Source organism: Massilia antarctica, assembly GCF_015689335.1.
Taxonomy (GTDB): Bacteria; Pseudomonadota; Gammaproteobacteria; order Burkholderiales; family Burkholderiaceae_D; genus Telluria_A; species Telluria_A antarctica.
Genome location: NZ_CP065053.1, coordinates 2,625,790 through 2,650,069, shown reverse-complemented (window position 1 = coordinate 2,650,069; position 24,280 = coordinate 2,625,790). Strand labels below are relative to the sequence as shown.

The 24,280-nt window shown below is 66.5% G+C and carries 20 protein-coding genes; 16 read left to right on the top strand and 4 right to left on the bottom strand.

All coding sequences use genetic code 11. The features are described 5' to 3' along the window. The first annotated feature begins 196 nt into the window (after positions 1-196). From IV454_RS11970 to IV454_RS11935, 8 genes are all read left to right on the top strand, one after another. Positions 197-2,662, top strand: a complete 2,466-nt coding sequence (locus IV454_RS11970) for an EAL domain-containing protein (RefSeq protein ID WP_206091635.1) — start codon at positions 197-199, stop codon at positions 2,660-2,662. A gap of 170 nt (positions 2,663-2,832) precedes the next feature. Continuing rightward, positions 2,833-4,035 carry an ammonium transporter gene (locus tag IV454_RS11965; protein WP_206091634.1) on the top strand — a complete coding sequence of 401 codons (1,203 nt, stop codon included), beginning with the start codon at positions 2,833-2,835 and terminating at the stop codon, positions 4,033-4,035. Positions 4,036-4,137: 102 nt separating this feature from the next. Next, positions 4,138-4,836: a FadR/GntR family transcriptional regulator gene (locus IV454_RS11960; protein ID WP_054266093.1), complete on the top strand. Its 699-nt coding sequence runs from the start codon at positions 4,138-4,140 to the stop codon at positions 4,834-4,836. Positions 4,837-4,898: 62 nt separating this feature from the next. Further along, positions 4,899-5,369 (top strand): SAM-dependent methyltransferase, encoded by a 471-nt coding sequence (locus IV454_RS11955; RefSeq protein ID WP_206091633.1) that lies wholly within the window; start codon positions 4,899-4,901, stop codon positions 5,367-5,369. A gap of 122 nt (positions 5,370-5,491) precedes the next feature. Next, the gene (locus tag IV454_RS11950) at positions 5,492-8,311 is read left to right on the top strand and encodes a TonB-dependent receptor plug domain-containing protein (RefSeq protein WP_206091632.1); all 2,820 of its coding nucleotides are present in this window, start codon (positions 5,492-5,494) and stop codon (positions 8,309-8,311) included. A 44-nt stretch (positions 8,312-8,355) separates the two neighbouring features. Next, positions 8,356-9,117 carry a rhamnogalacturonan acetylesterase gene (locus IV454_RS11945; RefSeq protein ID WP_229522200.1) on the top strand — a complete coding sequence of 254 codons (762 nt, stop codon included), beginning with the start codon at positions 8,356-8,358 and terminating at the stop codon, positions 9,115-9,117. A gap of 357 nt (positions 9,118-9,474) precedes the next feature. Continuing rightward, positions 9,475-11,655: a pectinesterase family protein gene (locus IV454_RS11940; RefSeq protein ID WP_206091631.1), complete on the top strand. Its 2,181-nt coding sequence runs from the start codon at positions 9,475-9,477 to the stop codon at positions 11,653-11,655. An 85-nt stretch (positions 11,656-11,740) separates the two neighbouring features. Beyond that, the gene (locus IV454_RS11935; protein WP_054266088.1) at positions 11,741-11,947 is read left to right on the top strand and encodes a hypothetical protein; all 207 of its coding nucleotides are present in this window, start codon (positions 11,741-11,743) and stop codon (positions 11,945-11,947) included. Between the two features lie 75 nt (positions 11,948-12,022). Here IV454_RS11935 and IV454_RS11930 read toward each other — a convergent pair whose 3' ends face one another. Beyond that, the gene (locus IV454_RS11930; RefSeq protein WP_206091630.1) at positions 12,023-13,642 is read right to left on the bottom strand and encodes a glycoside hydrolase family 43 protein; all 1,620 of its coding nucleotides are present in this window, start codon (positions 13,640-13,642) and stop codon (positions 12,023-12,025) included. Further along, positions 13,639-14,577 carry an alpha/beta hydrolase gene (locus IV454_RS11925; RefSeq protein ID WP_206091629.1) on the bottom strand — a complete coding sequence of 313 codons (939 nt, stop codon included), beginning with the start codon at positions 14,575-14,577 and terminating at the stop codon, positions 13,639-13,641. Before IV454_RS11925 ends, IV454_RS11930 begins: the two co-directional genes overlap by 4 nt. A 341-nt stretch (positions 14,578-14,918) precedes the next feature. On the opposite strand from IV454_RS11925, the gene IV454_RS11920 reads away from it, so the two are divergent. The 4 genes from IV454_RS11920 (at position 14,919) to IV454_RS11905 (ending at position 19,605) form a co-directional block, all read left to right on the top strand. Next, complete coding sequence (locus tag IV454_RS11920; protein WP_229522199.1) at positions 14,919-16,325, top strand: glycoside hydrolase family 88/105 protein; 1,407 nt, start codon at positions 14,919-14,921, stop codon at positions 16,323-16,325. 7 nt (positions 16,326-16,332) lie between these two features. Next, entirely contained in the window at positions 16,333-17,547 is a 1,215-nt protein-coding gene (locus IV454_RS11915; protein WP_206091628.1) for a DUF4861 family protein, read from the top strand. 210 nt (positions 17,548-17,757) lie between these two features. Then, complete coding sequence (locus IV454_RS11910; RefSeq protein WP_206091627.1) at positions 17,758-18,639, top strand: AraC family transcriptional regulator; 882 nt, start codon at positions 17,758-17,760, stop codon at positions 18,637-18,639. Positions 18,640-18,744: 105 nt separating this feature from the next. Next, positions 18,745-19,605 carry a DMT family transporter gene (locus tag IV454_RS11905; RefSeq protein ID WP_206091626.1) on the top strand — a complete coding sequence of 287 codons (861 nt, stop codon included), beginning with the start codon at positions 18,745-18,747 and terminating at the stop codon, positions 19,603-19,605. Between the two features lie 65 nt (positions 19,606-19,670). Here the strand turns inward: IV454_RS11905 and IV454_RS11900 are convergent, their stop codons facing one another. Together IV454_RS11900 and IV454_RS11895 are read right to left on the bottom strand one after the other, a co-directional pair. Then, positions 19,671-20,504, bottom strand: coding sequence for a pyridoxamine 5'-phosphate oxidase family protein (locus IV454_RS11900; protein WP_206091625.1), 834 nt, complete (start codon positions 20,502-20,504; stop codon positions 19,671-19,673). Then, positions 20,501-21,124, bottom strand: a complete 624-nt coding sequence (locus tag IV454_RS11895; protein WP_206091624.1) for a glutathione S-transferase family protein — start codon at positions 21,122-21,124, stop codon at positions 20,501-20,503. Before IV454_RS11895 ends, IV454_RS11900 begins: the two co-directional genes overlap by 4 nt. Positions 21,125-21,231: 107 nt before the next feature. Between IV454_RS11895 and IV454_RS11890 the strand changes: the two genes are divergently transcribed. The 4 genes from IV454_RS11890 to IV454_RS11875 all read left to right on the top strand — a co-directional run bounded on the left by IV454_RS11890 (position 21,232) and on the right by IV454_RS11875 (position 24,194). After that, entirely contained in the window at positions 21,232-22,146 is a 915-nt protein-coding gene (locus IV454_RS11890; RefSeq protein WP_206091623.1) for a LysR family transcriptional regulator, read from the top strand. Between the two features lie 60 nt (positions 22,147-22,206). Beyond that, on the top strand, positions 22,207-22,794 hold the full coding sequence (locus tag IV454_RS11885) for a TetR/AcrR family transcriptional regulator (RefSeq protein WP_206091622.1): 588 nt from the start codon (positions 22,207-22,209) through the stop codon (positions 22,792-22,794). 82 nt (positions 22,795-22,876) lie between these two features. Then, the gene (locus IV454_RS11880) at positions 22,877-23,650 is read left to right on the top strand and encodes an SDR family NAD(P)-dependent oxidoreductase (RefSeq protein WP_206091621.1); all 774 of its coding nucleotides are present in this window, start codon (positions 22,877-22,879) and stop codon (positions 23,648-23,650) included. A gap of 76 nt (positions 23,651-23,726) precedes the next feature. Then, on the top strand, positions 23,727-24,194 hold the full coding sequence (locus tag IV454_RS11875) for a hypothetical protein (protein ID WP_206091620.1): 468 nt from the start codon (positions 23,727-23,729) through the stop codon (positions 24,192-24,194). The last annotated feature ends 86 nt before the right edge of the window (positions 24,195-24,280 follow it).

Genomic DNA, 24,280 nt, shown 5'->3' with positions numbered 1-24,280 from the left:
CCTTGCGCCCGGCCCGGCCCGCCTTACGGCAATGACCGGGAGCGGGCCTGCGCCACCCGGCCGCCGCGCTTGCCAGCGCCGCCGGGGAAAAATAATTTGGCACCAGACCGGCACTTTCTTGCAGTGCGGCTGTCTAACACGATTGGCGGATGCAGAACGAGTTCCGCCCCCTCTGCCGCAGGGAGCCCGTGTGCCGATGCCAGCCGCCTTACCCGACTCCATCCCCGAGGTCACGATCGACGCCTTGCTCGAGCATATCGTGCTGATCGACCAGCGCGGCACGATTCTGTCGGCCAACAAGGCATGGCGCGACTTCGCCCTCGCCAACGGCGCCGACCCGGCCCGGGTCTGCGAAGGCGTCAATTACCTCGACGTGTGCGACCGCGCCGCCTCGTCCGGCTGCGGCGACGCCGTCCAGGTCGGCCTGCTGGTACGCGATATCCTGGCCGGGCGGCGCCGCAGCGCCACCTTCGACTATCCCTGCGACTCTCCCGGCCAGCCGCGCTGGTTCTCGCTCAAGATCGCTTCGCTCGACCATGCCGGCGCCCCGGCCGTGGTGCTGGTGCATGACAACATCACCGACCTCAAAATCTGCGAGCAGCAAATCCAGTTCCAGGCCAGCCTGCTGGCCTCGGTCGAACAAGCCGTCATCGCCACCGACGTGGCCGGCATCATCCAGTACTGGAACCCCTTCGCCGAAAAACTCTACGGCTGGTCGGCCGCCGAAGCGCTGGGACGCAACATCATCGAGCTGGTCCCGGCCGAGAACTGCGCCGACCGGGCCGCACAAATCATGGCGCGGCTGCAGGCCGGCTGCAGCTGGTCGGGCGAATTCCTGGTGCGCCACCGCAGCGGCCGCACCTTCCCCATGCACGTGACCGACTCGCCGATCCGCGACGAACAGGGCCGGCTGGTCGGCATCATCGGCATTTCCACCGACATCAGCGAATGGAAAAAGACCGAGCGCGCCCTGAACCTGTCGGCCATGGTGTACGAGGCGATCGGCGAAGCGATCATGATCACCGAGCCCTGCGGCCGCATCGTGGCCGTCAATCCCGCTTTCGTCCGCCTGAGCGGCTACACCGAACAGGAATTGATCGGCCAGCCGGCCAGCCTGCTGCTGTCCGGCGTGCTGGGCCAGGTCCACAACGGCGACGTGCTGCAGCGCCTGGAAAAAGCCGGCCATGCCCAAGGCAAGGTCTGGGCGCGCCACAAGAACGGCGACGAGTGCGCCGAATGGCTGCGCGTGGACACCATTTACGGCGAGCGCGGCCAGGTCAAGTTCCGCGTGAATATGTTTTCCGGCATCACCGACCAGAAACTGGCCGAAGACACCATCTGGCGCCAGGCCAACTTCGACTTCCTCACCGGCTTGCCCAACCGCAGCATGTTCCATGACCGCCTCGAACACGAATTGCGCAAATCGCGCCGCTCCGGACTGCCGCTGGCGCTGATGTTCATCGACATCGACCACTTCAAGGAAGTCAACGATACCCTCGGCCACGATACCGGCGACAAGCTGCTGCGCGAGGTGGCCGCGCGCCTGTCGGCCTGCATCCGCCAGGCCGACACCGTGGCGCGCCTGGGCGGCGACGAATTCACCGTCATCCTCGGCGAGCTTGACGACCTCGACAGCGTCGAGCGGGTCGCCCACGCCATGCTGGCCGCCCTGGCCGAACCGTTCGCCATCAAGGCCGAAACCGTGTATCTGTCCGGCAGCATCGGCATCACCCTGTTCCCGCACGACGCCACCGACGTCGACACCCTGCTCAAGAATGCCGACCAGGCCATGTACGCGGCCAAGAACCGCGGGCGCAACCAGTTCGGCTACTTCATGCAATCGATGCAGCGCGCCGCGCAAAAAAAGATGCGCACCCTGAACGACCTGCGCGCCGCGCTCGCGCTCGACCAGTTGCGCGTGCTGTACCAGCCCATCGTCGAACTGTCCAGCGGGCGCATCCGCAAGGCGGAAGCCCTGCTGCGCTGGCAGCATCCGCAGCGCGGCCCGGTCAGTCCGGCCGAATTCATCCCCCTGGCCGAGGAATCGGGCTTAATCGTCGGCATCGGCGACTGGGTATTCCAGCAAGCCTTCCACCAGGCCATGCGCTGGCGCGGCAGCATCGATCCCGACTTCCAGATCAGCGTCAACATGTCGCCGGCCCAGTTCCGGCGCCACTCGCCCGGCGCCAGCCACGCCTGCCATCCGCCGCACGTGCGCGCCCATCCGGTGCTGGGGCGCTATGTCGGCACCGAAATCGTGGTCGAAATCACCGAGGGCATGCTCATGGAATCGACCCACAGCATCCGCGAACAATTGCTCTCGTTTCGAGAAAGCGGCATCCAGATGTCGATCGACGATTTCGGCACCGGTTATTCCTCCTTGTCCTACCTGAAAAAATTCCACATCGATTACCTCAAGATCGACCAATCCTTCGTCCTCAAGATGGTGGCCGGCTCGGACGACCTGGCCTTGTGCGAAGCCATCGTCGTCATGGGCCACAAGCTCGGCATCAAAGTCATTGCCGAAGGCGTCGAAACACAGGAACAGCGCGACCTGCTGACCGCCGCCGGCTGCGACTTCGGCCAGGGCTATCTGTTTTCGCGGCCGCTCTCCGCGCCCCAGTTCGACCTTTTGCTGCGCAGCCACGATTGCGGCGCCTGAAGCGCACCAATATGGACGCGCCACCATGGTGCAGCGGCCCGGACACCGCCGCCCTTGGCGCACCATTTTCCCATCAAATCAAATACTTAGGCCATCGCACCAAAATGGAACGATTATTGCTTTCTTTAAGGGCAGCAACACTTTCATGCACCTTTATCGGGAATCGTCCAATGAACGCAAGCAACCACGCCGCCGACGCGCTTTTCATCTTGCTCGGCGCCATCATGATCCTGGCCATGCACGCCGGTTTCGCCTTCCTGGAACTGGGAACGGTCAGGAAAAAAAACCAAGTCAACGCCCTGGTCAAGATCCTGGCCGACTTCGCCGTCTCCACGATCGCCTATTTTTTCATCGGCTACGGCATTTCCTACGGCGTCGATTTCTTCGCCAGCGCCGACGTGCTGGCGGCGCGCAACGGCTTCGAGCTGGTCAAATTTTTTTTCCTGCTCACCTTTGCCGCCGCGATTCCCGCCATCATCTCGGGCGGCATTGCCGAGCGCGCCAAATTCCACCCCCAGCTGATCGCCACCGCCTTGCTGGTCGGCTTGGTCTACCCGCTGTTCGAGGGCATCGCCTGGAACCAGCGCTTCGGCATCCAGGCCGCGCTCAAGCTCGCCTTCGGCGCCGAATTCCACGACTTCGCCGGCTCGGTCGTGGTGCACGCCGTGGGCGGCTGGATCGCCTTGCCCGCCGTGCTGCTGCTCGGCGCGCGCCGCGGGCGCTACGGGCGAAACGGCGCCATCGCCGCCCATCCGCCCTCCTCGATTCCGTTCCTGGCGCTGGGCGCCTGGATCCTGGCGGTGGGCTGGTTCGGCTTTAACGTCATGAGCGCGCAAACGCTCGACAAGATGAACGGCCTGGTGGCCGTCAACTCGCTCATGGCCATGGTCGGCGGCACCCTGGCCGCGCTGGTGCTCGGCAAGAACGATCCGGGCTTCACCTACAACGGCCCGCTGGCCGGCCTGGTAGCCGTGTGCGCCGGCTCCGACCTGATGCATCCGCTCGGCGCGCTCGCCACCGGCGTCATCGCCGGCGGCATTTTCGTGGCCATGTTTACGCTCACCCAGAACCGCTGGAAGATCGACGACGTGCTCGGCGTGTGGCCGCTGCACGGCCTGTGCGGCACCTGGGGCGGCATCGCCGCCGGCGTGTTCGGCCTGAAAAGCCTGGGCGGCATCGGCGGCGTCTCGTTCGCCGCGCAACTGGCGGGCACCGCGCTCGGCGTGCTCATCGCCCTGGCCGGCGGCGTCCTCGTGTACGGCCTGCTGAAAAAGACCATGGGCTTGCGGCTCGACCCCGAGCAGGAATTCCAGGGTGCCGATTTATCGATCCACCACATTTCATCGACCCCGGAGCGCGAATCGAACTGGTAGCGCACACATGGGAGAGAGCCTTGCAACATTAGCCATAGCAAACTAAAATCAGGCGAGCATGCACACACCCTCCCTCACGCCTTACCCCGGATCCAGCAATCAATGAAGAAACCCTCTGCGCCGCAAGAATCGAACTCGGCTGAGCCGCGCCTGTACCGTGTGGTGGCCACCCGGATTCAAGAACTCATCCGCGACGAGAGTATCCAGGCCGGCGAACGCCTGCCGGCCGAGCGCGACCTGGCCGCCAAGCTGAGCGTGAGCCGGGCCTCGCTGCGCGAAGCGCTGATCGTGCTCGAACTGAGCGGCATTGTGGAAGTGCGCGGCGGCTCCGGCGTGTACGTGAGCGAACAGGCCACGGCGCAGGCCGATGTGCCCGAAGTCGGGCCGGGGCCGTTCGAAGTGCTGGCCGCGCGCCGCATGATCGAATCCGAAGTGGCGGCGCTGGCGGCCAAGATGGCCACCGATTCGGCCATCGATGCGATCCTGACGGCGGTGCTGGAAATGGAGCACCACCACGAAGACCGGGCCAGCAACGAGCAGGCCGACCGCAATTTCCATCTGGCGATCGCGCGCGCCACGGGCAACACGGCGCTGGTCGGCGTGGTCGATTATCTGTGGAACCAGCGCGGCAGTCTGTGGCACAAGCTCAAGGAGCATTTCCAGACCGAGGAATTGCGCGTGACCACCCTGACCGATCACCGCAAGATTTTGGAGGCGATTGCCTCGCACGATGTCGCCGGCGCGCGCCAGGCCATGCGCGCGCACCTGGAGCGCGTGACCCGCACCTTTTCGCGCGGATAAGCCGCGGCGGCCCTCCCCGCCGCTGGCGTCGCCCGCCGACCACCGCCAACCAGGAGTCCGGCATGTCCTATATCGTCGAACCCGTTGCCTTCGTTGAGGCGGCGCGCAGCACACCCGAGGATGACCAGTGGGGTGGCGAAGCGGCACGCATCGTTCTTGTGGATACCCTGCAGCCGGACGCCCTGGCCGGACTCGTGTCGTTCTCCCATGTCGAGGTGCTTTTCCTGTTCCACCAGGTGCCACCGGAAAAGATCACCTACGACGCGCGCCACCCGCGCAACAACCCGGACTGGCCCAAAGTCGGCATTTTTGCCCAGCGCGGCAAGAACCGGCCGAACCGGATCGGCAGCACCATCTGCCGCGTCCTGTCCGTCGAGGGCAGGATATTGACGGTGGCCGAACTCGATGCCATCGACGGCACCCCGGTGCTGGACATGAAACCCGTGATCCGCGAATTCCTGCCGCGCGAGTCGACCCGGCAGCCCGCATGGGCCACCGAGCTGATGCGTGATTACTGGTCCGCAAAGCCGTAGTCCGGCGCAAACCATACCCCGCACGCCGCCAGTCCCCGCGATTGGCAAGTCCACCTTGATTAATTGGTCAGGCCAAATTAGAATTGGTCCAACCATAAAAATAATCAATCAGGAGACTCTCCGTGCCCACACCATCCCGGTTCCCGCAACCGACCCTGCTGCTTTCCGCCATCGCCATCGCGGTCCTGACCCTCACCAAGCAGGCCGCGGCCCAGCAAGCCGACCTCGCCATGGCGCGGGTGGAAGTCACCGGCTCCTCGATCAAGCGCCTGGCCAGCGAAAACGCCCTGCCCCTGACCACCATCAAGGCCGAGGAACTGGTCAGCCGCGGCCTGACCACGATGTCCGAAGTGGCCACCTCGCTCACCGCCGGCGCCACCAACGAACCGGTGGGCGGCGGTGGCGGCGGCACCATGATCAATCTGCGCGGCCTGAACACCAACCGCACCCTGGTCCTGCTCAACGGCCGCCGCCTGGCCAACGAAGCCATCGGCGACAGCTCGATCAACGTCGACGTCATCCCGATGAGCGCCATCGAACGGGTCGAAGTGCTGCGCGACGGCGCCTCGGCCATCTACGGCACCGACGCCATCGCCGGCGTGGTCAACTTCATCACCAAGCGTTCGATCGCCGACACCACCGTCAGCGCCAGCCTCGTGGCGCCCGAGCGCAGCGGCGGCGGCGGCCAGCGGCGCTTGAGCCTGACCACCGGCAGCGGCGACCTGGCCAAGGATGGCTGGAACGTCTACGCCGCCTTCGACACCCAGAAACGCAGCGCCCTGATGCAGCGCGACCGTCCCAACATCAGCGATCCGGACGACATCGCCCGCCTGGGCGGCACTGCTTTTACCAGCAACACCTCCGGCTCCTCGTCCGCGCCGGCCAACTACACCGTCTACGCCAACGGCAAGCCGACCACTGTCACCGGCAACCCCTACTTTGGCGCCGGCTGCATCGCCCCCTACCCGGGCCAGTACAGCGTGCCCTCGACCAAGCCGGGCGGCGCCGGCAGCAAAACCTGCGTACTCGACCCGAACCTGTACCCGCAACTGCTGGCCGACAACAAGCAAACCACCTTGCTGACCAAGGGCAGCCTGCGCCACGGCGACGGCAACATGCTGACGGTCGAACTGCTCAGTTCCGAATCCTACATCGACGCCTTGAATCCGCCCCAGCCCTTCGGCGCCCAGACCGACTACGACAAGCTCAATCCCGGCCTGCGCAAGCCCCTGATGATCACCAAGAAGAGCCCATGGTATCCGGGCGGCACCGGCGGCGTGCCCGCCGTGGCTGGCCTGAACGGCGCCGACCTGGCCCTGACCTGGAGCCTGGATGAACTCGGCCCGGCCATCACCGACGACCGCCAGAACAGCCACCGCCTGGTGCTCACCGAAGAAGGCCAGTTCAAGGGCTGGGACTACAAGGCGGGCTTCAACTACGCCTACAGCAAGCGCACGGTCAGCTTCCTGAGCGGCTACGTGCGCACGCCGGAACTGTACAAAGGCGTGGCCGACGGCGTGCTCAACCCGTTCGGCCCGCAGGACCGGGCCGGCCAAGCCTATCTGGACAGCATCTCCGCCGACGGCCTGGTCAACCGCCGCGCCGAAGTCCACTACTACGGCCCCGACCTGACCCTGAACCGCGAACTGATGCCGCTGGCCGGCGGCACCCTGGCCCTGGCGCTCGGCGCCGACCTGCACCGCGAAACCTACCGCGACGCCTCCGGCGACATCGGCGATGCGGTGGTCTACAAAGTGTCCGGCACCCCCAACCGCTACCCGCACGGCGCGCGCACCGTGCTCGGCACCTATCTGGAACTCGACGCCCCCTTCACCAAACAGCTCAACGTGAACCTGGCCGTGCGCGCCGACCGCTTCAGCGACTTCGGCACCACCTTCAACCCCAAGGCCAGCGTGCGCTACGAGCCATCCAAGGCCCTGATGCTGCGCGCCACCGCCAGCACGGGTTTTCGCGCCCCCACCCTGCCCGAGCTGTACGGCACCCCGCAAACGCGCGTGCCATCCACCTCCAAGTGGGACGATCCGGTGCTGTGCCCGAGCGCCACACCAGGCATCAGCGGCACCGGCACCCTCACCACCGACCCCAAATACGCGGGCCTGAACCTGGATTCGGCCAAGGTCTGCGGCAGCACCCTGACGGTACTGACCGGCGCCAATCCCGACCTCGCACCGGAAAAATCGAAGACCTTCACCGCCGGCATCGTGATCGAACCGGTCAAGCACCTGGTCGCCTCGCTCGACTTCTGGAACGTCGACATGAAAGGCACGATCGCGCAGATTTCCGAAGACACAATCTTCGGCGACGTCAACAAATACAACAAGCTATTCGTACGCAATGCCGACGGCACCCTGGCCTACATCACCAAGACGCGCCTGAACATGGGCGGCCTGCGCACGCGCGGCATCGACACCAGCCTGAACTACACCCTGCCGACCGCCGGCATGGGGCGCTTCGGCCTGTCCTTCGACGGCAGCTACGTCAACAAATACGAAGGCCAGAACGAACAAGGCGGCGAGTGGATCGACAGCGTCGGCCAGCCCGGCGCGCTCTCGACCGGCGCCACCTCGGCCAACACCTACATCTTCAAATGGAAGCACAACCTGCGCCTGTCGTGGAGCAAAGACAGCTTCGGCACCCAGCTGACCCAATCCACCACGTCGAGCTACATCGACACCAACGCCCTGCCGAGCCAGAAGCCGGGCCAGCCGTTTTATAACGAGATCGCGCCGTACATCCTGTACAACCTGACGGCCAACTACGCGTGGAGCAAGCAGCTCAAGTTCACCCTGGGCGTGAACAACCTGCTCGACGTCGACCCGCCGCTGTCGAACCAGCGTCTCAGCTCGCGCGTGGTATTCGCGCAAAACATCGCCAAGCCGATCGGCCGCGCCTACAACGTACGCGTCAACTACACCTTCTGATGATGAAGCCATTTCCTGCTTTGATAGCAAGCGCTTGCCTGGCCATGGCGGCCAGTTTGCCCGCCTATGCGGATGGCGACGCAGCCCGGCCGGCGCGCATCATCCTCGTCGGCGACTCGACCATGGCGACCCGGTCCGGCTACGGCGACGCCCTGTGCCAGCGCCTGCGCGCGGAAGTCGCCTGCATCAACCTCGCGCGCGGCGGACGCAGCTCGGGCAGCTTCCGCGCCGAGGGGCGCTGGGATGACGTGCAAGCGCTGCTGCGCGACGGCGCGGCCTACAGCGCCAGCTACGTGCTGATCCAGTTCGGCCACAACGACCAGCCGGGCAAGCCCGGGCGCTCGACCGACCTCGTCACCGAGTTCCCGCACAACATGGCGCGCTACGTCAGCGAAGCGCGCGCGCTGGGCGGCGTGCCGGTGCTGGTCACGCCGCTGACCCGGCGCAGCTTCAAGGGCGCGTATCTGCGCGACGACCTGGGCCCGTGGGCATCGGAAGTACGGCGCGTGGCGCGCGAAAGCGGCGCCGTCCTGATCGACCTGAACAGGATCAGCGCCGACGCCGTGCAAGCGATGGGATCGGCCGAAGCCGACACCCTTGCGCAAGCGCCGCCGGGGCCGAATGCGACGACGGCAGCGGCGGCAGCGATTCCCGGCGCCGCGGTCGAACCGCAAGGCACGCCGAAAATCAGCTTCGACCGCACCCATGTCGGTGCCAAGGGTGCGTCCCTGTTTTCCGGCATGGTCGCGGACGAGCTGCGCCGCCAGGTTCCCGCCCTGCGTCCCGCCTTCGCCCCCGAGCCCTGAGCCAACTCCTACAACCGGGGTCAGACCTCCAATTAGAAATGTTTCGCATCGGAGGTCTGACCCCGGTTGGGAAACTACCGTGCGTTCCGCCTTCCCCCTGAACCCTGAGCCATGTCCATGCGCCTGACCTCCCCTTTGCTCCTCGCCCTGCTGCTGCCCGCCGGCGCTTTGGCTGAAAAACAGGTAAAACCTCCTACAACCGGGGTCCGACCTCTGATTAGCAATGTTTCAAATCAGAGGTCAGACCCCGGTTGGCTGACACGACCTCTGATTAGCAATGTTTCGAATCAGAGGTCAGACCCCGGTTGGCTGACATCGGGCCCCAAGGCGCTTCGTCTCGACCAGGGACCGGCCGCCGTGCGCACGCTGTTGCAGCACGTGCCACCCGCCGCCGACTATTTCATCGAGGCCCGCATCCGCGCCTTGCCCGGCCCACCCGGCCAGCTGTATCTGCTCGGCCGTCATGTCGACGCCGACAACTGGTTCGGCGCCGGCCTGCAGATGAGCGACACTAGCCCGACCGTCCAGGCCGATATCGTGCGCCAGCACGACGGCAAACTCGGCCGCCTGAAACAGCTCAGGCGCGCCATCGCCAGCGAGGGCCGCTTCCTCACCGTCCGCTTCGAGATGATGGGCGAAGCGCTCAGCGTCTACCTCAACGGCGAAAAACTCAGCACCGCCACCGTGCCCGGTTCGGCCATCCCCGGCGCGGTCGGCATCTACAGCAGCGGCAAAGGCTTCGAGCTCGACGACATCCGCGTGGGCGACCCCGCCAATAAACCGATGCGCATCGCCCCCGCCGTCGGCGCCAGCAGCTTCAAGGCGCAGGCCGGTGATCCGCCTTCGACCTTGCCCATCAGCGCCTTTGCCGGCGACGGCCTCACGCCGGCACGCTTCACGGTCCGCTCCAGCAACCCGGCCGTGGCCAGCGCCACGGTACGCGGCAACGCCATCGTGGTCACGCCAAAAAAAACCGGCAGCGCCAGCCTCGTACTCGCCAGCGTGGCCGACCCCAGCGTGCAAAGCATCATCGACGCCAGCATCGCGCCCGCCTTCGCGCCGCCCGCCGCAACCAGGATCGACCTGGCCGGCGCCCTCTCGCCACCCGCGCGCGCCGATGCAGTCCCGCCCGACACCCTGCTGCGCCTGCGCTTCGACCAGCCGCCCCGCCCCGGCAGCACCGGCTCGGTGCGCATCTACCGCCAGGCGGACGGCAAGCTAGTCGACATCATCCGCCCCGGCGAGGAAGTCGCGCCAATCGGCTACCCCGGCCAGGACCAGCAGCGCTACACCCGCCGCACCCCGATCGGCATCGACGGCAACAGCGCCACCATCCGCCCGCACGCCCACCGCCTTGCCTACGGCAGCGCCTACTATGTGATCGTCGAACCGGGCCTGTTCGCCGATGCCAGCATCAACGGCGTCCCGTTCGCCGGCATCGGCAAGGCCGCCGGCTGGACCTTCCGCACCCGCGCCACCGCCCCGTCCGGCCCGACGCTGAGCGTGGACGACGATGGCCCGGCCGATTTCCGCACCGTGCAGGGCGCCCTCGACCACGCAATGCAGCACATCGGCCAAGCCACGCCGGTCACGGTCGCCGTCAGGAACGGCCGCTACGACGAGATGCTGTTCATCCGCGGCAAGGACAACCTGACCATCAAGGGCGAAAGCCGCGACGGCGTGCTTATCCACAACGGCAACAACGATGGCGTCAATCCCGGCTCGGGCGCAAGCCAAAGCCCGCAGTCGCCCTCGTTCACCGGCGGGCGCGCGCTGCTGATGGCCGAAACGTCGGACTTGCTCACGCTCGACACGCTCACCCTCAAGAACACCACCCTGCGCTCCGACAAGATCGCCGGGCAGGCGGAGACCGTCTTTTTCAATAACGATAGCGGCCGCCTGATCGCGCGCAACGCCAGTTTTTTCAGCGAACAGGATACGATCCAGGTAAAAGGCTATGCCTGGTTTTACCGCACCCTGATCGAAGGCAACGTCGACTTCATCTGGGGCGCAAACCGCGCCGCCCTGTTCGAGGAAAGCGAGCTGCGCTCGGTCGGCGACAGCGCCAATCCATCCAGCGGCGGCTATGTGGTGCAGGCGCGCACGGTGGGCGCGCTCGATCCCGGCTTCGTGTTCCTCAACAGCGCGCTGACCCACGGCCCCGGCCCGGGTCCGCTGGCCAACAAGGTCCCGCCCGGCGCCACTTACCTGGCGCGCAGCCCGGGCACGGCGGCCACCTGGGATAACGTGGCTTACATCAACTGCAAGATGGGCGAGCACATCGCTCCGGCCGGCTGGGCCGGCCAGGGCGTGCAGCGCGAGCCGGCGCCCCACCCGGCCGGCGCGACAGCAGCCAGCGGCTGGCGCGAGTTCGGCAGCACCGACCTGGACGGCAAACCGCTCGACCTGTCGCAACGCGCGGGCGGCTACCTCCTCAGCGCGCAGGAAGCGGCGCGCCTGGCGAGCCGGGCGGCGGTGTTTTCCGGCTTCGACGGCGGCCGTGGATGGGCCCCGCAACCGGGGCAGGAAGCGCCCTGAGCGGCGTTCGTGATACGCTAGCGGCCTGTTTCAGCCGCGCGGCCATCGCCCGCCCGCGGCGCCCCTATTGCCCAGAAATCAAGCCATGCAAAAACTCAATTCAAAAGCCCAGCTCAACTGGATCCTGCTGCGCGGCGCGATCGCCTTCGCCCTCGGCGCCGGCGTGGTCGTCACGCGCGGCATGGATGCCAGCGCCTGGCTGGTCGTCACCGCCGTGCCCGCCGCGCTGACCGCCTTCAACGTGTGGCGCTGGCGCCGTTCGCGCATGGCGGCCAACGACCCGGCGTTTTAATGGGAAATTCCCCAGCTCCGTCGCTTCCGGCAATGCCAGCGACGACGAGGGGATGCCCGGGAGCGACGCTGCCGGCTATTGACTGACCCGGAAATAATCGACATCGGCGTGGCCCTCGGTGCCGCCCGCGCTGAACAGGCCCATCTGCGCGCCAACCCAGCGTCCCATGCTGGCCGTGAATGGCTGGCCGGCATCGATGAACTTGCTGTTGTCGAGGCTGTACGAGAACCTTGCCACGCCGTCCGCCACAGTCATGCGCAGGTAGGCCGCGCTCGTGTCCACCGGCACCACCAGCTGGTCCTGTTCGGTACACCGGTGTTCGTCGCCTTCGCACACGCCCAGCACCAGTTGCGTGCCGCTTGCGGCGCGGCGCAGCCCCAGCCACGCATATTTCATCCCCAGCAGCACCAGCCCGGCGCGCTCGCCCTCCCGCGCGGCCGACAGCTCGATGCGCGTGTCGACCGTAAACGCCGGCGCCGGCAGCTTCTGCGTCAGCACCGATGCCATCTCGCGCAGATTGCTGCCCGGCTGCGCTTGCAGGCGCAGCTGGCCGGGCCGGGCCGCCAGCGAATACCACGCCGGCTTGCCATTCGCGCTCCACTGCCATTGCAGCCCCAGGGCCGCGCCTGAAAACTCGTCGCCCGTGGGCGGTACCCGCACCGGGCCCGCCACCAGCGGCTTGGCATGGCGCGCGAACGGCTGGCCCACGCCGCTGGTGTCGACTTCCTCGCCGATCAGCGGCCAGCCATCCTTCCAGCGCAGCGGCTGCAGGTGCACCACGCGGCCGTAGGCGCGCCTGTCCTGGAAGTGGAAGAACCAGTCGCTGCCATCCTGCGCCGTCACCCACGCGCCCTGATGCGGGCCGTTGGTGCCCGATTTCCCCTGCGCCATGACGATCCTGTCTTCGTACGGACCGTCGACCTTGCGCGAACGGAACACCGACTGCCAGCCTTCCTCGACCCCGCCGGCCGGCGCGAACACATAATAATAGCCATCCTTCTTGTAGAACTTCGGCCCTTCCAAGGTCTTGTAATTCGGCAGCTTGTTGCCGTCGATGACGATCTGGCCGCCGGCATCGAGCAGGCTGCGTCCGTCCGGGGCCATGCCGCGCAAGGTCAGCACGTTGTTGAAACCGGCCCGGCTCTTGGCCCAGCCGTGCAGCAGGTAAGCCTTGCCGTCGTCGTCCCACAGCGGGGCCGGGTCGATCAAGCCCTTCCCGCCGGCCAGCAGGTGCGGCGCGCTCCACGGTCCCTGGAAGTTGGTGGCGGTGATGACGTAGATACCGAAGTCCGGATCGGGATAGAAAATCCAGAATTTGCCGTCATGAAAACGCAGGCACGGCGCCCACACGCCCTTGCCCGGCTGCGGCGTGGCGAATACCTTCTCCGGCACCAGCCTGGGCAGCGCGTGGCCGACCAGTTCCCAGTTGACCATGTCGGTCGATTGCAGCAGCGGCAGGCCGGGCGTGTTGCTGAAGCTCGACGCGGTCATGTAATAGCTGGCGCCGACCCGGATCGCATCGGGGTCGGAATAGTCGGCGTGCAGGATCGGGTTCTGGTACTGGCCGTTGCCCAGGTCCGCCGTCCACGGCGCTTGCGGGGTGCCGGGCGTGCTCTGGCAGGCGGCCAGCGCCAGCGGAAGGATCAGCGGCAGGACCCGCAGTGCGGTCCGGCGCAGGAGGTGCGTTGTCGTCATGGTGCTTTTCTCGTTATTGTTGGGATGGGAAGCTCGGTGTGCATGAAGGCGGCCATGGCGTCGGCCGTAAGCATGATCCACGGGTCGAACAGCCAGAAGGAGTGCGGGGAGTCGGGCAGCACCGCCACCCTGGCGGCGGTGCCGGCGGCGTGCATCTTCCCGACCATCTCGTCGCGTCCGACCGAAAAGCGCGCCTGGCCGCTGCCGATGAACAGCATCGGCGGCGTGTCACGGTTGACGTAAAAGGTGGGCGAGGCTTCGCGCCACAGCGCGGCCGCGTCGGCGTATGTACCGCCGAACCAGAAACCGGCCGCCGATGGTTTTTTCGTCGGGTCGTCTTCGTTCGCGCGCGCGGCCGGCGAGGTGAAATCGGACAGGCCGTCGATGTTGATGACCGCCTGCGCGGCGCTCGACACGGCGCTGGCGGCGCCATCGGGATCGAACTTGTCGATGCCGTTGGTGACGCCCACGAGACTGGCGATCTGCCCGCCGGCCGAACCGCCGGCCACCGCGATGCGTTGCGGGGCTATGCCGTGGGCCGCGCTGTTGGCACGCATCCAGCGCAGGGCGGCCTTGACGTCGTGGATGGCGGCCGGGTAGCGCGCTTCGTCGGCCAGGCGGTAATCGATCACGGCGGCGGCGATGCCGCGCGCGGCCAGGCGTGCCGCCAGCGGCGCCATGTTGCCGCGCTCGCCGGAACGCCAGCCGCCGCCGTGGACCAGCACCACGGCGGGCACCGGTCCTGTGTCGCGCGTCGCTTGCGCGGGCAGGAACAGGTCCAGCTGCAACAGGTGCGCGCCACGCCGCACATAGCCCATGCCGCTGATGATGACGATCTCGGCGTTGACGCGGGTGTCGGCGATCTGAATGAAGGGATAGGCCTTCACCAGCTTGGCGTAGGTTGTCGCGGCGTTGTACGGAACAGCGGCAGGCACACTGTGCGCCGTCATTCGCGCGGCAAGGCGGCGCTCGGCGGGACTCGAAGGCACCTTCGAGTCGCCGGCAGGGCTTGGATTCCCGCCTGCGCGGAAATGACGGTCTTTAGGGCTTTGGCGAGAGGTATCTGCGCAAGCTGATAGCAGCATCCCGGTAAATACGACTACCAAGCATCGAACAGCATTCCCCATCGCCGGCCTTCCCAGTTCATCCACGTATCGATAAAGTATGCCATGGGCCGACGTAAGTGGCTAGTCCGCCTTGCGTATTTGGCCTGACCAAATTAGAATGGCCTGACCAAATAGCGCTTAAAAAATCATCACTGATAACAGGGGACAATGTGAATACAGCACTGAAACTGTTTGCCGCCATCGTCGTGGCGGCCGTCATGGGCAGCCCGGCCCACGCCGACGGCCCGTACCGCAACCCGGACAACAAGAACCTGCAAGACCCTGGCGAAGGCGGCTATCCGGTCCCGTACAAAAAGCCCGTCGTGGCCGAGATCAGCGCCGCCCTGCAGCGCATCCGCGGCTTCATCGACACAGCCACCCCGACCCGCGTGGTCGACAAGAAAACCGGTGCGCCCATCGTCGACTTTCAAACGCCGAACGCCAACGCCATCACCGAAGCGAGCCATGCGGACATGGGCATCATGGTCTACGAAATGGGCGTGGTCCACGCCGGCATGTTCAAGGCCCGCGAAGCGACCGGCGACAAGCGCTTCACCGACCTGAGCGCGCGCCACTTCAATTTCTTCGCCGACAAACTGCCCTACTTCCGCGCCCAGGAAAAAGCCTTCAAGCTCGAACGCGCCAACAGCTTTTCGCGCTTCCTCGACCCGCGCGCGCTCGACGACGCCGGCTCCATGTGCGCCGCCATGATGCGCGCCCGCGCCCTGAACATCGGCCCGGACCTGTCGCACATCATCGCCACCTGCAGCGACTGGGTGGTCAACAAGCAGTTCCGCCTGCCCGATGGCACCATGGCGCGCGAACGCCCGCAAGCCGTCTCCCTGTGGGCCGACGACCTGTACATGGCGGTGCCGGCCCTGGCCGAACTGGGCCGCATGACGGGCAAGCGCGCCCACTTTGACGACGCCGTCAAGAACGTCACGCAAATGACCGGCTACCTGTTCAACAAGCAGCAAAACCTGTACACCCACGGCTGGAACGCCAACAACCCCGACGCCCCGAATTTCTTCTGGGCGCGCGCCAACGGCTGGGCGGTGATGAGCATGTCCGACCTGCTCGACGTGCTGCCGAAAGACCATCCCGGCTATCCGCAGGTGCTGGCGCAGTTGCGCACGACCTTGAAAAGCATCGGCGAGCGCCAGTCCGGCAGCGGCCTGTGGCACCAGATGCTCGACCGCAACGATTCCTACCTCGAAACCTCGGCCAGCGCGATGTTCGTCTACGTGTTCGCGCACGCCATCAACCAGGGCTGGATCAGCCCGACGACCTACGGTTCCATCGCCCAGGCCGGCTGGGCCGGCTTGTCGACCCGCATCAACGACAAGGGCCAGGTCGAAGGCACCTGCGTTGGCACCACCTTCGCCAGCGACCAGGTGTATTACTACAACCGTCCGACCAGCCCGTTCGCCCTGCACGGCTACGGCCCGACCCTGCTGGCCGGCGCCGAGATGATCAAGCTGATCAACAACCCGGACATCGACGTCCAGTACAAGGTGCGCACCTATCACTACATGCCCAAGGGCACCGGCCAGACCAACTATCGCGAACATCACTGAGAGCGCCATGTCCCCATCACTCGCCATCCTTACCCTGGCCGCCGCGGCGGCTTCCCCGCTGGTCCAGGCCGGCCCCGCCGCCACCATCACGGCCAGCCATGAACTCGACATCGAACGGCCGTCGGAAACCATCGTCCTGCCCTGGAGCGAGATCAACCGCGCCCTGCCCGGCGCGCTGATCCAGCGCATCGCCGTCAAGGATGCGGCCGGCAGGATCCTGCCTTACCAGGTGACCAATATCGCGCCGCTGGCCAAGGACCCGAAAAACATTGGCATCGCTTACGGCGAGCTGATCTTCCAGCACAACTTTGCGGCCGGCGAAAAGCGCGCCATCTTCACGGTCGAAAAAATCGACACGGTGGCGCCGCCATTTCCGGTGAAAGCCTTGGCCCGCTTCGTCCCGGAGCGGCTCGACGACTTCGCCTGGGAAAACGACAAGCTGGCGCACCGCACCTACGGCCCGGCCCTGGGCGCGCCCGCTCCGGCCGGCAGCAGCAAGGAAGTGCTGGTCACCAGCGGGCTCGACCTGTGGTTCAAGCGGGTGCCGTATCCCATCGTCGAGCGCTGGTACAACAAGGGCCACGACCATTATCACAAGGATGAAGGCGAAGGCATGGACATGTACAACGTCGGCAAGACGCGCGGCGCCGGCGGCACCGGGGTGTGGGATGGCACCGTGCTGTTCACCAGCAAGAATTTTACCGGCTGGAAAGTGCTGGCCAACGGCCCGGTACGCGCCGTCTTCGAGCTCAGCTACGACAGCTGGGATGCGGGCGGCACCGCCGTCTCCGAGGTCAAGCGTTTCACGGTCGACGCCGGGCACTATCTGGACCGCATCGACAGCACCTTCACCTTTGCCGGCAAGCCGGGCATCGACATCGCCGTGGGTTTGAACAAGACCCCGACCGACAAGGGCCAGACCCCGCAAATTGCCGTGAGCAACAAGGCACCAGGGATCCTGATGCAATGGGTCGGCCAGGCCAGCAACGGGGCCATGGGCACGGCTGTCATCCTGCCATCGGCCACCGGCTTTACCGAAGACCCGCTCAACCACCTGGTGGTGGCGCCGGTGGCCTCGGGCATGCCCTTGCGCTATTACGCGGGCGCGGCGTGGAGCCGTTCCGGCGAGATCCTGACGGGCCAGGACTGGGACCGCTACCTGGTCGCGGCGGCGGCGCGCGCCGGCAATCCGGTCAAGGTGAGTGTGGCGGCAACACCATAAAGCCCACAAGACAGCCGCACTCCCACAACGACCACATTTCCCAACCGGGGTCAGACCTCGGTTAGGAAAGATTTCTCATCCGAGGTCTGACCCCGGTTGGGCAACACATGTGGCAGGGGACCGCCCTGCCCATCAGAGGCATCCTGGGGTCCGGTTAAGATATGCTCTGCCTGGAGAACACTTCCGGTTTTTCTTACTCGAAGGCAGCCCATGATGTTTCCCGACCCGAAGCGCGCGCGGCCTCGCGTGCAATCCCACCCGTCGTCCTTTCCGGCAATTCAGATCGGACACGACCAGGTGCGTTCAGCCTCGAGCGCGTTGCGGCGCTTCGATGAATTGTGCGGTAGTGAAATCATCCATGCGAGCTTCCAGCAGCGCTCGTTCGCACCGCACACCCATGACACCTGGACCATCGGCTGGGTCGAGCAAGGCGCCAACCGCTTCCGTCGAGGCCGCACGCAATGGCTTGCCGGGGCCGGCACGGTCTGTGTCGTGAACCCAGGCGAGGTCCACACCGGCGGCGGGGATGCGATGACGTACTGGAACCTGATGCCGAGCCACGCGCTGCTGGCGCAGGTCTTCCCGCAAACGCCCCCGGAACACCTGTTCCTGCGCGATGCCGTCGTCGCAGCCCCCATGGCCGTCGAAGCGATCCGGCGCCTGTTCGCCTCCTATGCCAATGCCAGCATTCCCCTGGCGCGCGAACAGGCTGTGGTTGATGGACTGGTTGGCCTGTTCATGAGCAGCAAGAGGATCGCAGCGGGCGATCGACGCAAGGACAAGGTGCCGCCGGCTGCGCGGATCGCACAGGATTTTATCGAGGCGCACCTTGACGAGTCCATCTCGCTGGCCACATTGGCCAGCGTCACCGGATTGAGCCTGTTTCATTTCTGCCGCGTGTTCGAGGCCGCCCATGGCATGCCGCCGGCCGCCTACGTGCGAAACCGCCGGGTGCAGCGGGCCAGGCAACTCATCGAGACCGGCACCGCCCTGGCCGACGCAGCCGCGCGCGCGGGCTTCGCCGACCAGCCGCACATGACCCGCCAGTTCCGTGCCGTGCTGGGCGTCACCCCCGCACAGTGGCGAGCCTGAGCAGCAAGATCGTTCAAGACGGGTTGGCGCGACTGCCCGACAATGCGCTTCCTTCCACGAACGCCGTCCCGTCATATGCAAACACAAAAATGCACGGCTTACCTCATGATGGCCGCCGCCATGGCCACCGTCGGCAGCACCATCGTCGCCAGCAAGCTGATGGGAGAGATGCCAGTCTTTATCGCGGCCTTCCTGCGTTTTGCCGTCGCCAGCCCCCTGCTCGTGGGCATCGTGTGGCTCAGCGGCAAACGCTTGCCGCGGCTGACCTGGCGCGAATGGGCGACGCTCTGTATCCAGGCCGGCCTGGGCAGTGTTGGATATGCGGTGCTGCTGATCATGGGTCTGGCGCGGACGCGCGCCTCCGACGCCAGCGTCATTGCCGGTACGCTGCCGGCGGTGGCGGCGCTGTTATCGTTTGTCGTGCTGCGCGAACGGCTCGGCGGCTGGACGATACTGGCGATCATGCTCGCAACGCTGGGCGTGGCCGTGCTCAGCCTGGACAATCCGGCGGCGCCCGGTGACAGCGGCCAGCGCTGGACCGGCAACGCGCTGGTGTTGTGCGCCATCATCTGCGAGGCGGTCTTCCTGCTGCTGAACAAGAGCATCAAAACGCCTGTCGATCCCCTGCTGGTCGCTGCAACGATGTCGGTGCTGTCGCTGGTTTTTTGTGCGGTACCGGCTTTGTTCCAGTGGATACATGCGGCCGGACCGACACTCTCCATCCGTGCTGTCGGCGCCGCGGTCTACTACGCCCTGGTGCCGACGGTTCTCGGCTTTCACCTTTGGTACCGGGGCGCATCGAAAGCCAGTGGCGCCGAGGCGTCCCTGTTTACAGCGGTCTATCCCGTGGCAGGCCTGTTGTTATCGGCATGCGTGCTTGGCGAAACCATCGAAACGCAACATTGGATTGGCGCGGCGATTGCTGTGTTTGGAATCGCAATCGGCGCACGCCCATCCAGGCGCTGATTCAACCGGGGTCTGACCTCAAATCAGAAATATTTCTAATCAGAGGTCTGACCCCGGTTGGGAAACTATTGCCGCCGCGTCCAGCGCAGCGCCAGGGCGCCGTGCGTGATGCGGCCGCGCGCGGCCGTGAAGCGCCAGTGCCGTCCGCCCGCCTGCCCCGGGACGGCCGCCCCCTCGTCCCACGCAATCTCCACCCGGCCTTCCAGTTCGAGCACGGCGCCGCTAGTGTCGTCGATGAACAGCAGCGCCGCGCGCGCATCGAGCAGCAGATTGCCCATGGTGTTGAAGAAGCGGTTGCCGCCGAAATCGGGCACGGTCAGGGTGTCGCCTTCCACCCGCACGAAACCCGGCGGCCCGCCACGGTGCGAGATGTCGACCCCGTGCGCCCCGCCGCTGGTGGCGATGAAAAACGTCTCGGCGCGCGCAATCATGGCGCGCTCGTCCAGCCCATCGAAGGCGCGCTCCAGCGCCGCGCCAGGCGCCACCGCCCGCACGTCGCGCACCACGATGTGCTGCGGGCAGTTGCCGAAACTCTCGCGTACCTCAATCAGCACCTCGCCGCCAGCCACCTTGCGCACCACGCCATTGGCACGGTTGCGCCGCCGCGTGCCGAAGTCGAGCCCCAGCAGCCCGACCGCCTGCCCGGCGCGCAGGGCGCTGTCGTCCACCGCGATGCGCAGGGTGGACGGATCGGGACTGTCGATGAAGCCGGGCGCCCCGCTCAGCACCCGCGCACGCGGGCGCCCATCGGCGTCCAGGGTGGCCATCAGCACGAACGGCAGCGCCGCGAAAAAGTCCCGGTGCTGGTCCGGCAGGAAGGCGCGGATGCCGTTCCCCGAACTGCTCACGCCGGCCAGCGCCTGCGCCCGCAGCTCGCCTTCGTGGAACGGCGTGTTCATGCGGCTGCCGGCAGCGGCGACGCCGGCAGCGCCACGAAGCCAGGCAAGGCTTCGATGCGCGCCAGCCAGGCGCGCAGTGCCGGATACGGCGCCAGCGCGATGCCGCCTTCCGGCGCGTGCGCCACGTAGCTGTAGCAGGCCAGGTCGGCCACCGTGACATGCTCGGCCGCCAGAAAGCGGCGCGTGCCCAGATGCTGTTCCATGAACGCGAGCAGGCGCTGGGCCACGGCGCCCGCCTGGACCAGGTCGGCCGGGACTTCCCACAGCGCGTTGGCGCGCGCCTTGGCCGGACCGAAGGCCAGCTCGCCGGCGGCGATCGACAGCCAGCGCTGCACGGCGGCCGCGCCAGGCGGGTCTTCCGGCAGCCAGTCGCTGCCGGGCGCGTAGCGCTTGGCCAGGTAGACCAGGATCGCGTTGCTGTCGTTGATGACCAGTTCGCCATCCTGCAGCACCGGGATCTGCCCGAGCGGATTGAGCGCGCGGAAGGCGGCGCTGGCGCGCACCTCGGCCGGCGCCGGCGCGAAGGTGAACGGCAGGTCGAGCATGCGCAGCAGCAGCTCGACACGGTGCACATGGCCCGACACCGTCAGGCCGTGGAGGATCAGGGAAGGGGTTTGCATGGTGTCTCGATTCAAAAAAAGGAAGAGGAAACGCATGCTATCTCTTGCATCAACTTATGAGAATAGTGGTAAATTGAAAATGATTATTTCAATTATCGGAAAAATGAATGGACCGGTTTGATGAGTTGCAGATTTTCGTGGCGATCCTCGACGCGGGCAGCCTGAGCGGCGCGGCGCGGCGCCTGCGCCGCTCGGCCCCGGCCGTCACACGCGCGCTGGCGGCGCTGGAAGAGCGGGTCGGCGCGCGCCTGGTCGAACGCACCACGCGCCGCCTGGCCGCCACCGAAGCGGGCTTGCGCCTGGCCGAGATGGCGCGCCGCGTGCTGGCCGACTACGACGACGCCGTGCGTGAGGACGACGACGCAGTCCTGCGCGGGCGCCTGCGCATCACCGTGCCCACCGTGTTCGGGCGGCGCCATGTGGCCCCGGCCATGATCGAGTTCCTCGACCTGCATCCGGCGCTGCAGGTCGAGCTGGTGTTCAACGACCGCAACCTGGACATGATCGAACACGGCCTCGACCTGGCGGTGCGCATCGGTCCGCTGCCCGATACCGGCATGGTGGCGCGCCAGGTGGGCCAGGTGCGGCGCATGCTGGTGGCCAGCCCGGCTTACCTGGCGCGGCGCGGCGCGCCGTCCAGCCCGCGCGAACTCGACGCTCACGACATTATCTTTTCCGAGCAGCGCACCAACACCGAATGGCGTTTCCTCGAAGCCGGAAACGAATTCGCGGTACGCCTGGCGCCGCGCCTGATCGTCAATGAAATCGACACCATGCTGCTGGCGGTACTGGCCGGACGCGGCATCGGGCGCCCGATTTCTTACCAGGTGGCCGAACAGCTCGCCGCGGGCACCCTGGTGCGCCTGCTGCCCGGCTACGAACCGGCGCCGCTGCCGGTGCAGCTGCTGGTGCCGGGCGCACGCCACATGGCGCCGCGCCTGCGCGCCTGCATCGACTTCCTGGCGCCGCGCCTGACCGCCTTGCCGGTGCTCCAGCCGATCGCCCCCGCCAACAGCGCTTGACACGGCGCCCAAGCTTCGGCATGATTCGAACCTACTAGTTGGTAGGCAAACGGAGGCAAGATGGAAAAACGATTTGCGACATTGTCGGCCTCGGCGGAGCGGGTGGTCGACGCGGCCCAGCGGCTGATCCAGCAGTACGGCTATAACGGTTTTTCCTACGACGACATCGCGCGCGAAATCGACATCAAGAAGCCGAGCATCCATCACCATTTCCGCACCAAGGCCGACCTGGTGCACACCATCGTGCAGCGCTATGGCGACCGTTTCGCGACCCTGCTGCGCGCCATCGACGAGACTGGTGAGGATGCGCCCGCGCGCCTGGCCCGCTACGGCGAACTGTTCGCGGCCACCTACCGGCAAGACCGGCGCCTGTGCGTGTGCGGCATCCTGGGCGCGGAAGCGGCGGCCATGTCGCCCGAGGTGGCGCTGGAAGTGCGCGCGTTTTTCCAGCTCAATCTCGACTGGCTGGCCAAGACCATCCTCGACGGCGAACGGGCCGGCCTGCTGCGCGTGCGCGGCGGCGCCGAGGCGCAAGCCTACGGGTTGCTCAGCGCGCTGGAAGGGGCGATGATGGTCGGGCGCGGCTGCGGCAGCGACCACAGCCCGGCGCTGGCCGGCACCACCTACGTATCGAACATGCTGGTCTGATCCGGCATCACCATTGCCGGCATTGGCCGGCATTTTTTTGGCAACATCAACCTACCAACTAGTTGGTATAGAAAGGCATCATATGAATAGCGCATTTGCAGGACAAACTCTTCTGGCCATCGGCGGCAACAGCGGCATGGGACTGGCCTCGGCCCGCATGGTTGTACGCGGCGGCGGCACGGTGGTGCTGCTCGGGCGCGACGCGGCGAAGAATGCGCGCGCCGCCGCCGAGCTCGACGCCCCCGGCAGGGTGCACACCCTGGCCGGCGATATCGGCAAGGAGGCCGACCTGGCCCGCCTGCGCCAGCAACTGGCGGCCGACCATCCGCACATCAACCTGATCCTGAACGCGGCCGGCATCTTCTTCCCCAAGCCCTTCCTGGAGCACAGCGCAGCCGACTACGACCAGTACCAGGCGATCAACCGCGGCATTTTCTTCCTCACCCAGTCGGTGGTGGCGTCCATGGTGGCGCGCGGCGCGCCCGGGGCGATCGTCAACATCGGCTCGATGTGGGCGCGCCAGGCGGTCGCCGCCACGCCCTCATCGGCCTATTCGATGGCCAAGGCCGGCATCCACGCGCTGACCCAGCACCTGGCGATGGAGCTGGCGCCGCACCGGATCCGGGTCAACGCCGTCTCGCCGGCCGTGGTCGACACGCCGGTGTACGAAGGCTTCATTCCCAAGGACCAGGTGGCGGCCGCGCTGGCGGACTTTAACGGCTTCCACCCGATCGGCCGCATCGGCACGGCCCAGGACATCGCGCACACGGTAGCCTTCCTGCTGTCGCACGAGGCGGCCTGGGTCACGGGCGCGGTGTGGGATGTGGATGGCGGCGTGATGGCGGGACGCAACTGACGGCAAGCAGCGGCGAACAGACAGCGGCGAAGCGTGCCCCGCTTGCAAAGCGGGCATCGATCCGGGATGATGGGGCATGAAAAAACCGACACCCTCCTCCTTCCTGCGCCTGTGGTTCGCAGCCGCACTGATCGCCGCCGGCACCGCCTGCAGCGAACCGTCCAACACGCCTGCGGCGGCCACGCCGGCCAAGCCTGCAGCGGCCGCTCCAGTGGCTGCGAGCGCGCCGGCCGCGTCGCTCGGCGCGCGCATTACGGCCGAGATTGGCGACCTCGCCTGCGACAACGCCAGCCAGTGCCGCACCCTGCCGGTCGGCAGCAAGGCTTGCGGCGGACCGGCCGGCTACCTGCCATGGTCGGCCAAGCGCAGCAATGGTGAACTGCTGGCGCGACTGGCGGCCGAACAGGCTGCCGCCGAAAAGAAAGTGAACGAAAAGAGCGGCGTGATGTCAACCTGCTCGATCGAACAGGACCCGGGCGCCACTTGTAGTGCGGGCAAATGCGTGCTGCAGCAACGCGGCCTGGGCGGCACCGACGCGCGCTGACCGACCGCTGCGAGTGCGCGTGTAGGGTCAGCGCGCTCGGCGCATTCCGCGTCGCCGCCGCGCGCATGGTGGCCGATCAAACGGAC

Coding starts and splice junctions, on each gene's coding strand:
- IV454_RS11960 (WP_054266093.1), top strand. CDS start 4,138: ATGAAGAAACCCTCTGCGCCGCAAGAATCGAACTCGGCTGAGCCGCGC.
- IV454_RS11965 (WP_206091634.1), top strand. CDS start 2,833: ATGAACGCAAGCAACCACGCCGCCGACGCGCTTTTCATCTTGCTCGGC.
- IV454_RS11915 (WP_206091628.1), top strand. CDS start 16,333: ATGTCCCCATCACTCGCCATCCTTACCCTGGCCGCCGCGGCGGCTTCC.
- IV454_RS11945 (WP_229522200.1), top strand. CDS start 8,356: ATGGCGGCCAGTTTGCCCGCCTATGCGGATGGCGACGCAGCCCGGCCG.
- IV454_RS11900 (WP_206091625.1), bottom strand. CDS start 20,504: ATGAACACGCCGTTCCACGAAGGCGAGCTGCGGGCGCAGGCGCTGGCC.
- IV454_RS11910 (WP_206091627.1), top strand. CDS start 17,758: ATGATGTTTCCCGACCCGAAGCGCGCGCGGCCTCGCGTGCAATCCCAC.
- IV454_RS11955 (WP_206091633.1), top strand. CDS start 4,899: ATGTCCTATATCGTCGAACCCGTTGCCTTCGTTGAGGCGGCGCGCAGC.
- IV454_RS11895 (WP_206091624.1), bottom strand. CDS start 21,124: ATGCAAACCCCTTCCCTGATCCTCCACGGCCTGACGGTGTCGGGCCAT.
- IV454_RS11970 (WP_206091635.1), top strand. CDS start 197: ATGCCAGCCGCCTTACCCGACTCCATCCCCGAGGTCACGATCGACGCC.
- IV454_RS11930 (WP_206091630.1), bottom strand. CDS start 13,642: ATGACGACAACGCACCTCCTGCGCCGGACCGCACTGCGGGTCCTGCCG.
- IV454_RS11905 (WP_206091626.1), top strand. CDS start 18,745: ATGATGGCCGCCGCCATGGCCACCGTCGGCAGCACCATCGTCGCCAGC.
- IV454_RS11890 (WP_206091623.1), top strand. CDS start 21,232: ATGGACCGGTTTGATGAGTTGCAGATTTTCGTGGCGATCCTCGACGCG.
- IV454_RS11885 (WP_206091622.1), top strand. CDS start 22,207: ATGGAAAAACGATTTGCGACATTGTCGGCCTCGGCGGAGCGGGTGGTC.
- IV454_RS11935 (WP_054266088.1), top strand. CDS start 11,741: ATGCAAAAACTCAATTCAAAAGCCCAGCTCAACTGGATCCTGCTGCGC.
- IV454_RS11875 (WP_206091620.1), top strand. CDS start 23,727: ATGAAAAAACCGACACCCTCCTCCTTCCTGCGCCTGTGGTTCGCAGCC.
- IV454_RS11880 (WP_206091621.1), top strand. CDS start 22,877: ATGAATAGCGCATTTGCAGGACAAACTCTTCTGGCCATCGGCGGCAAC.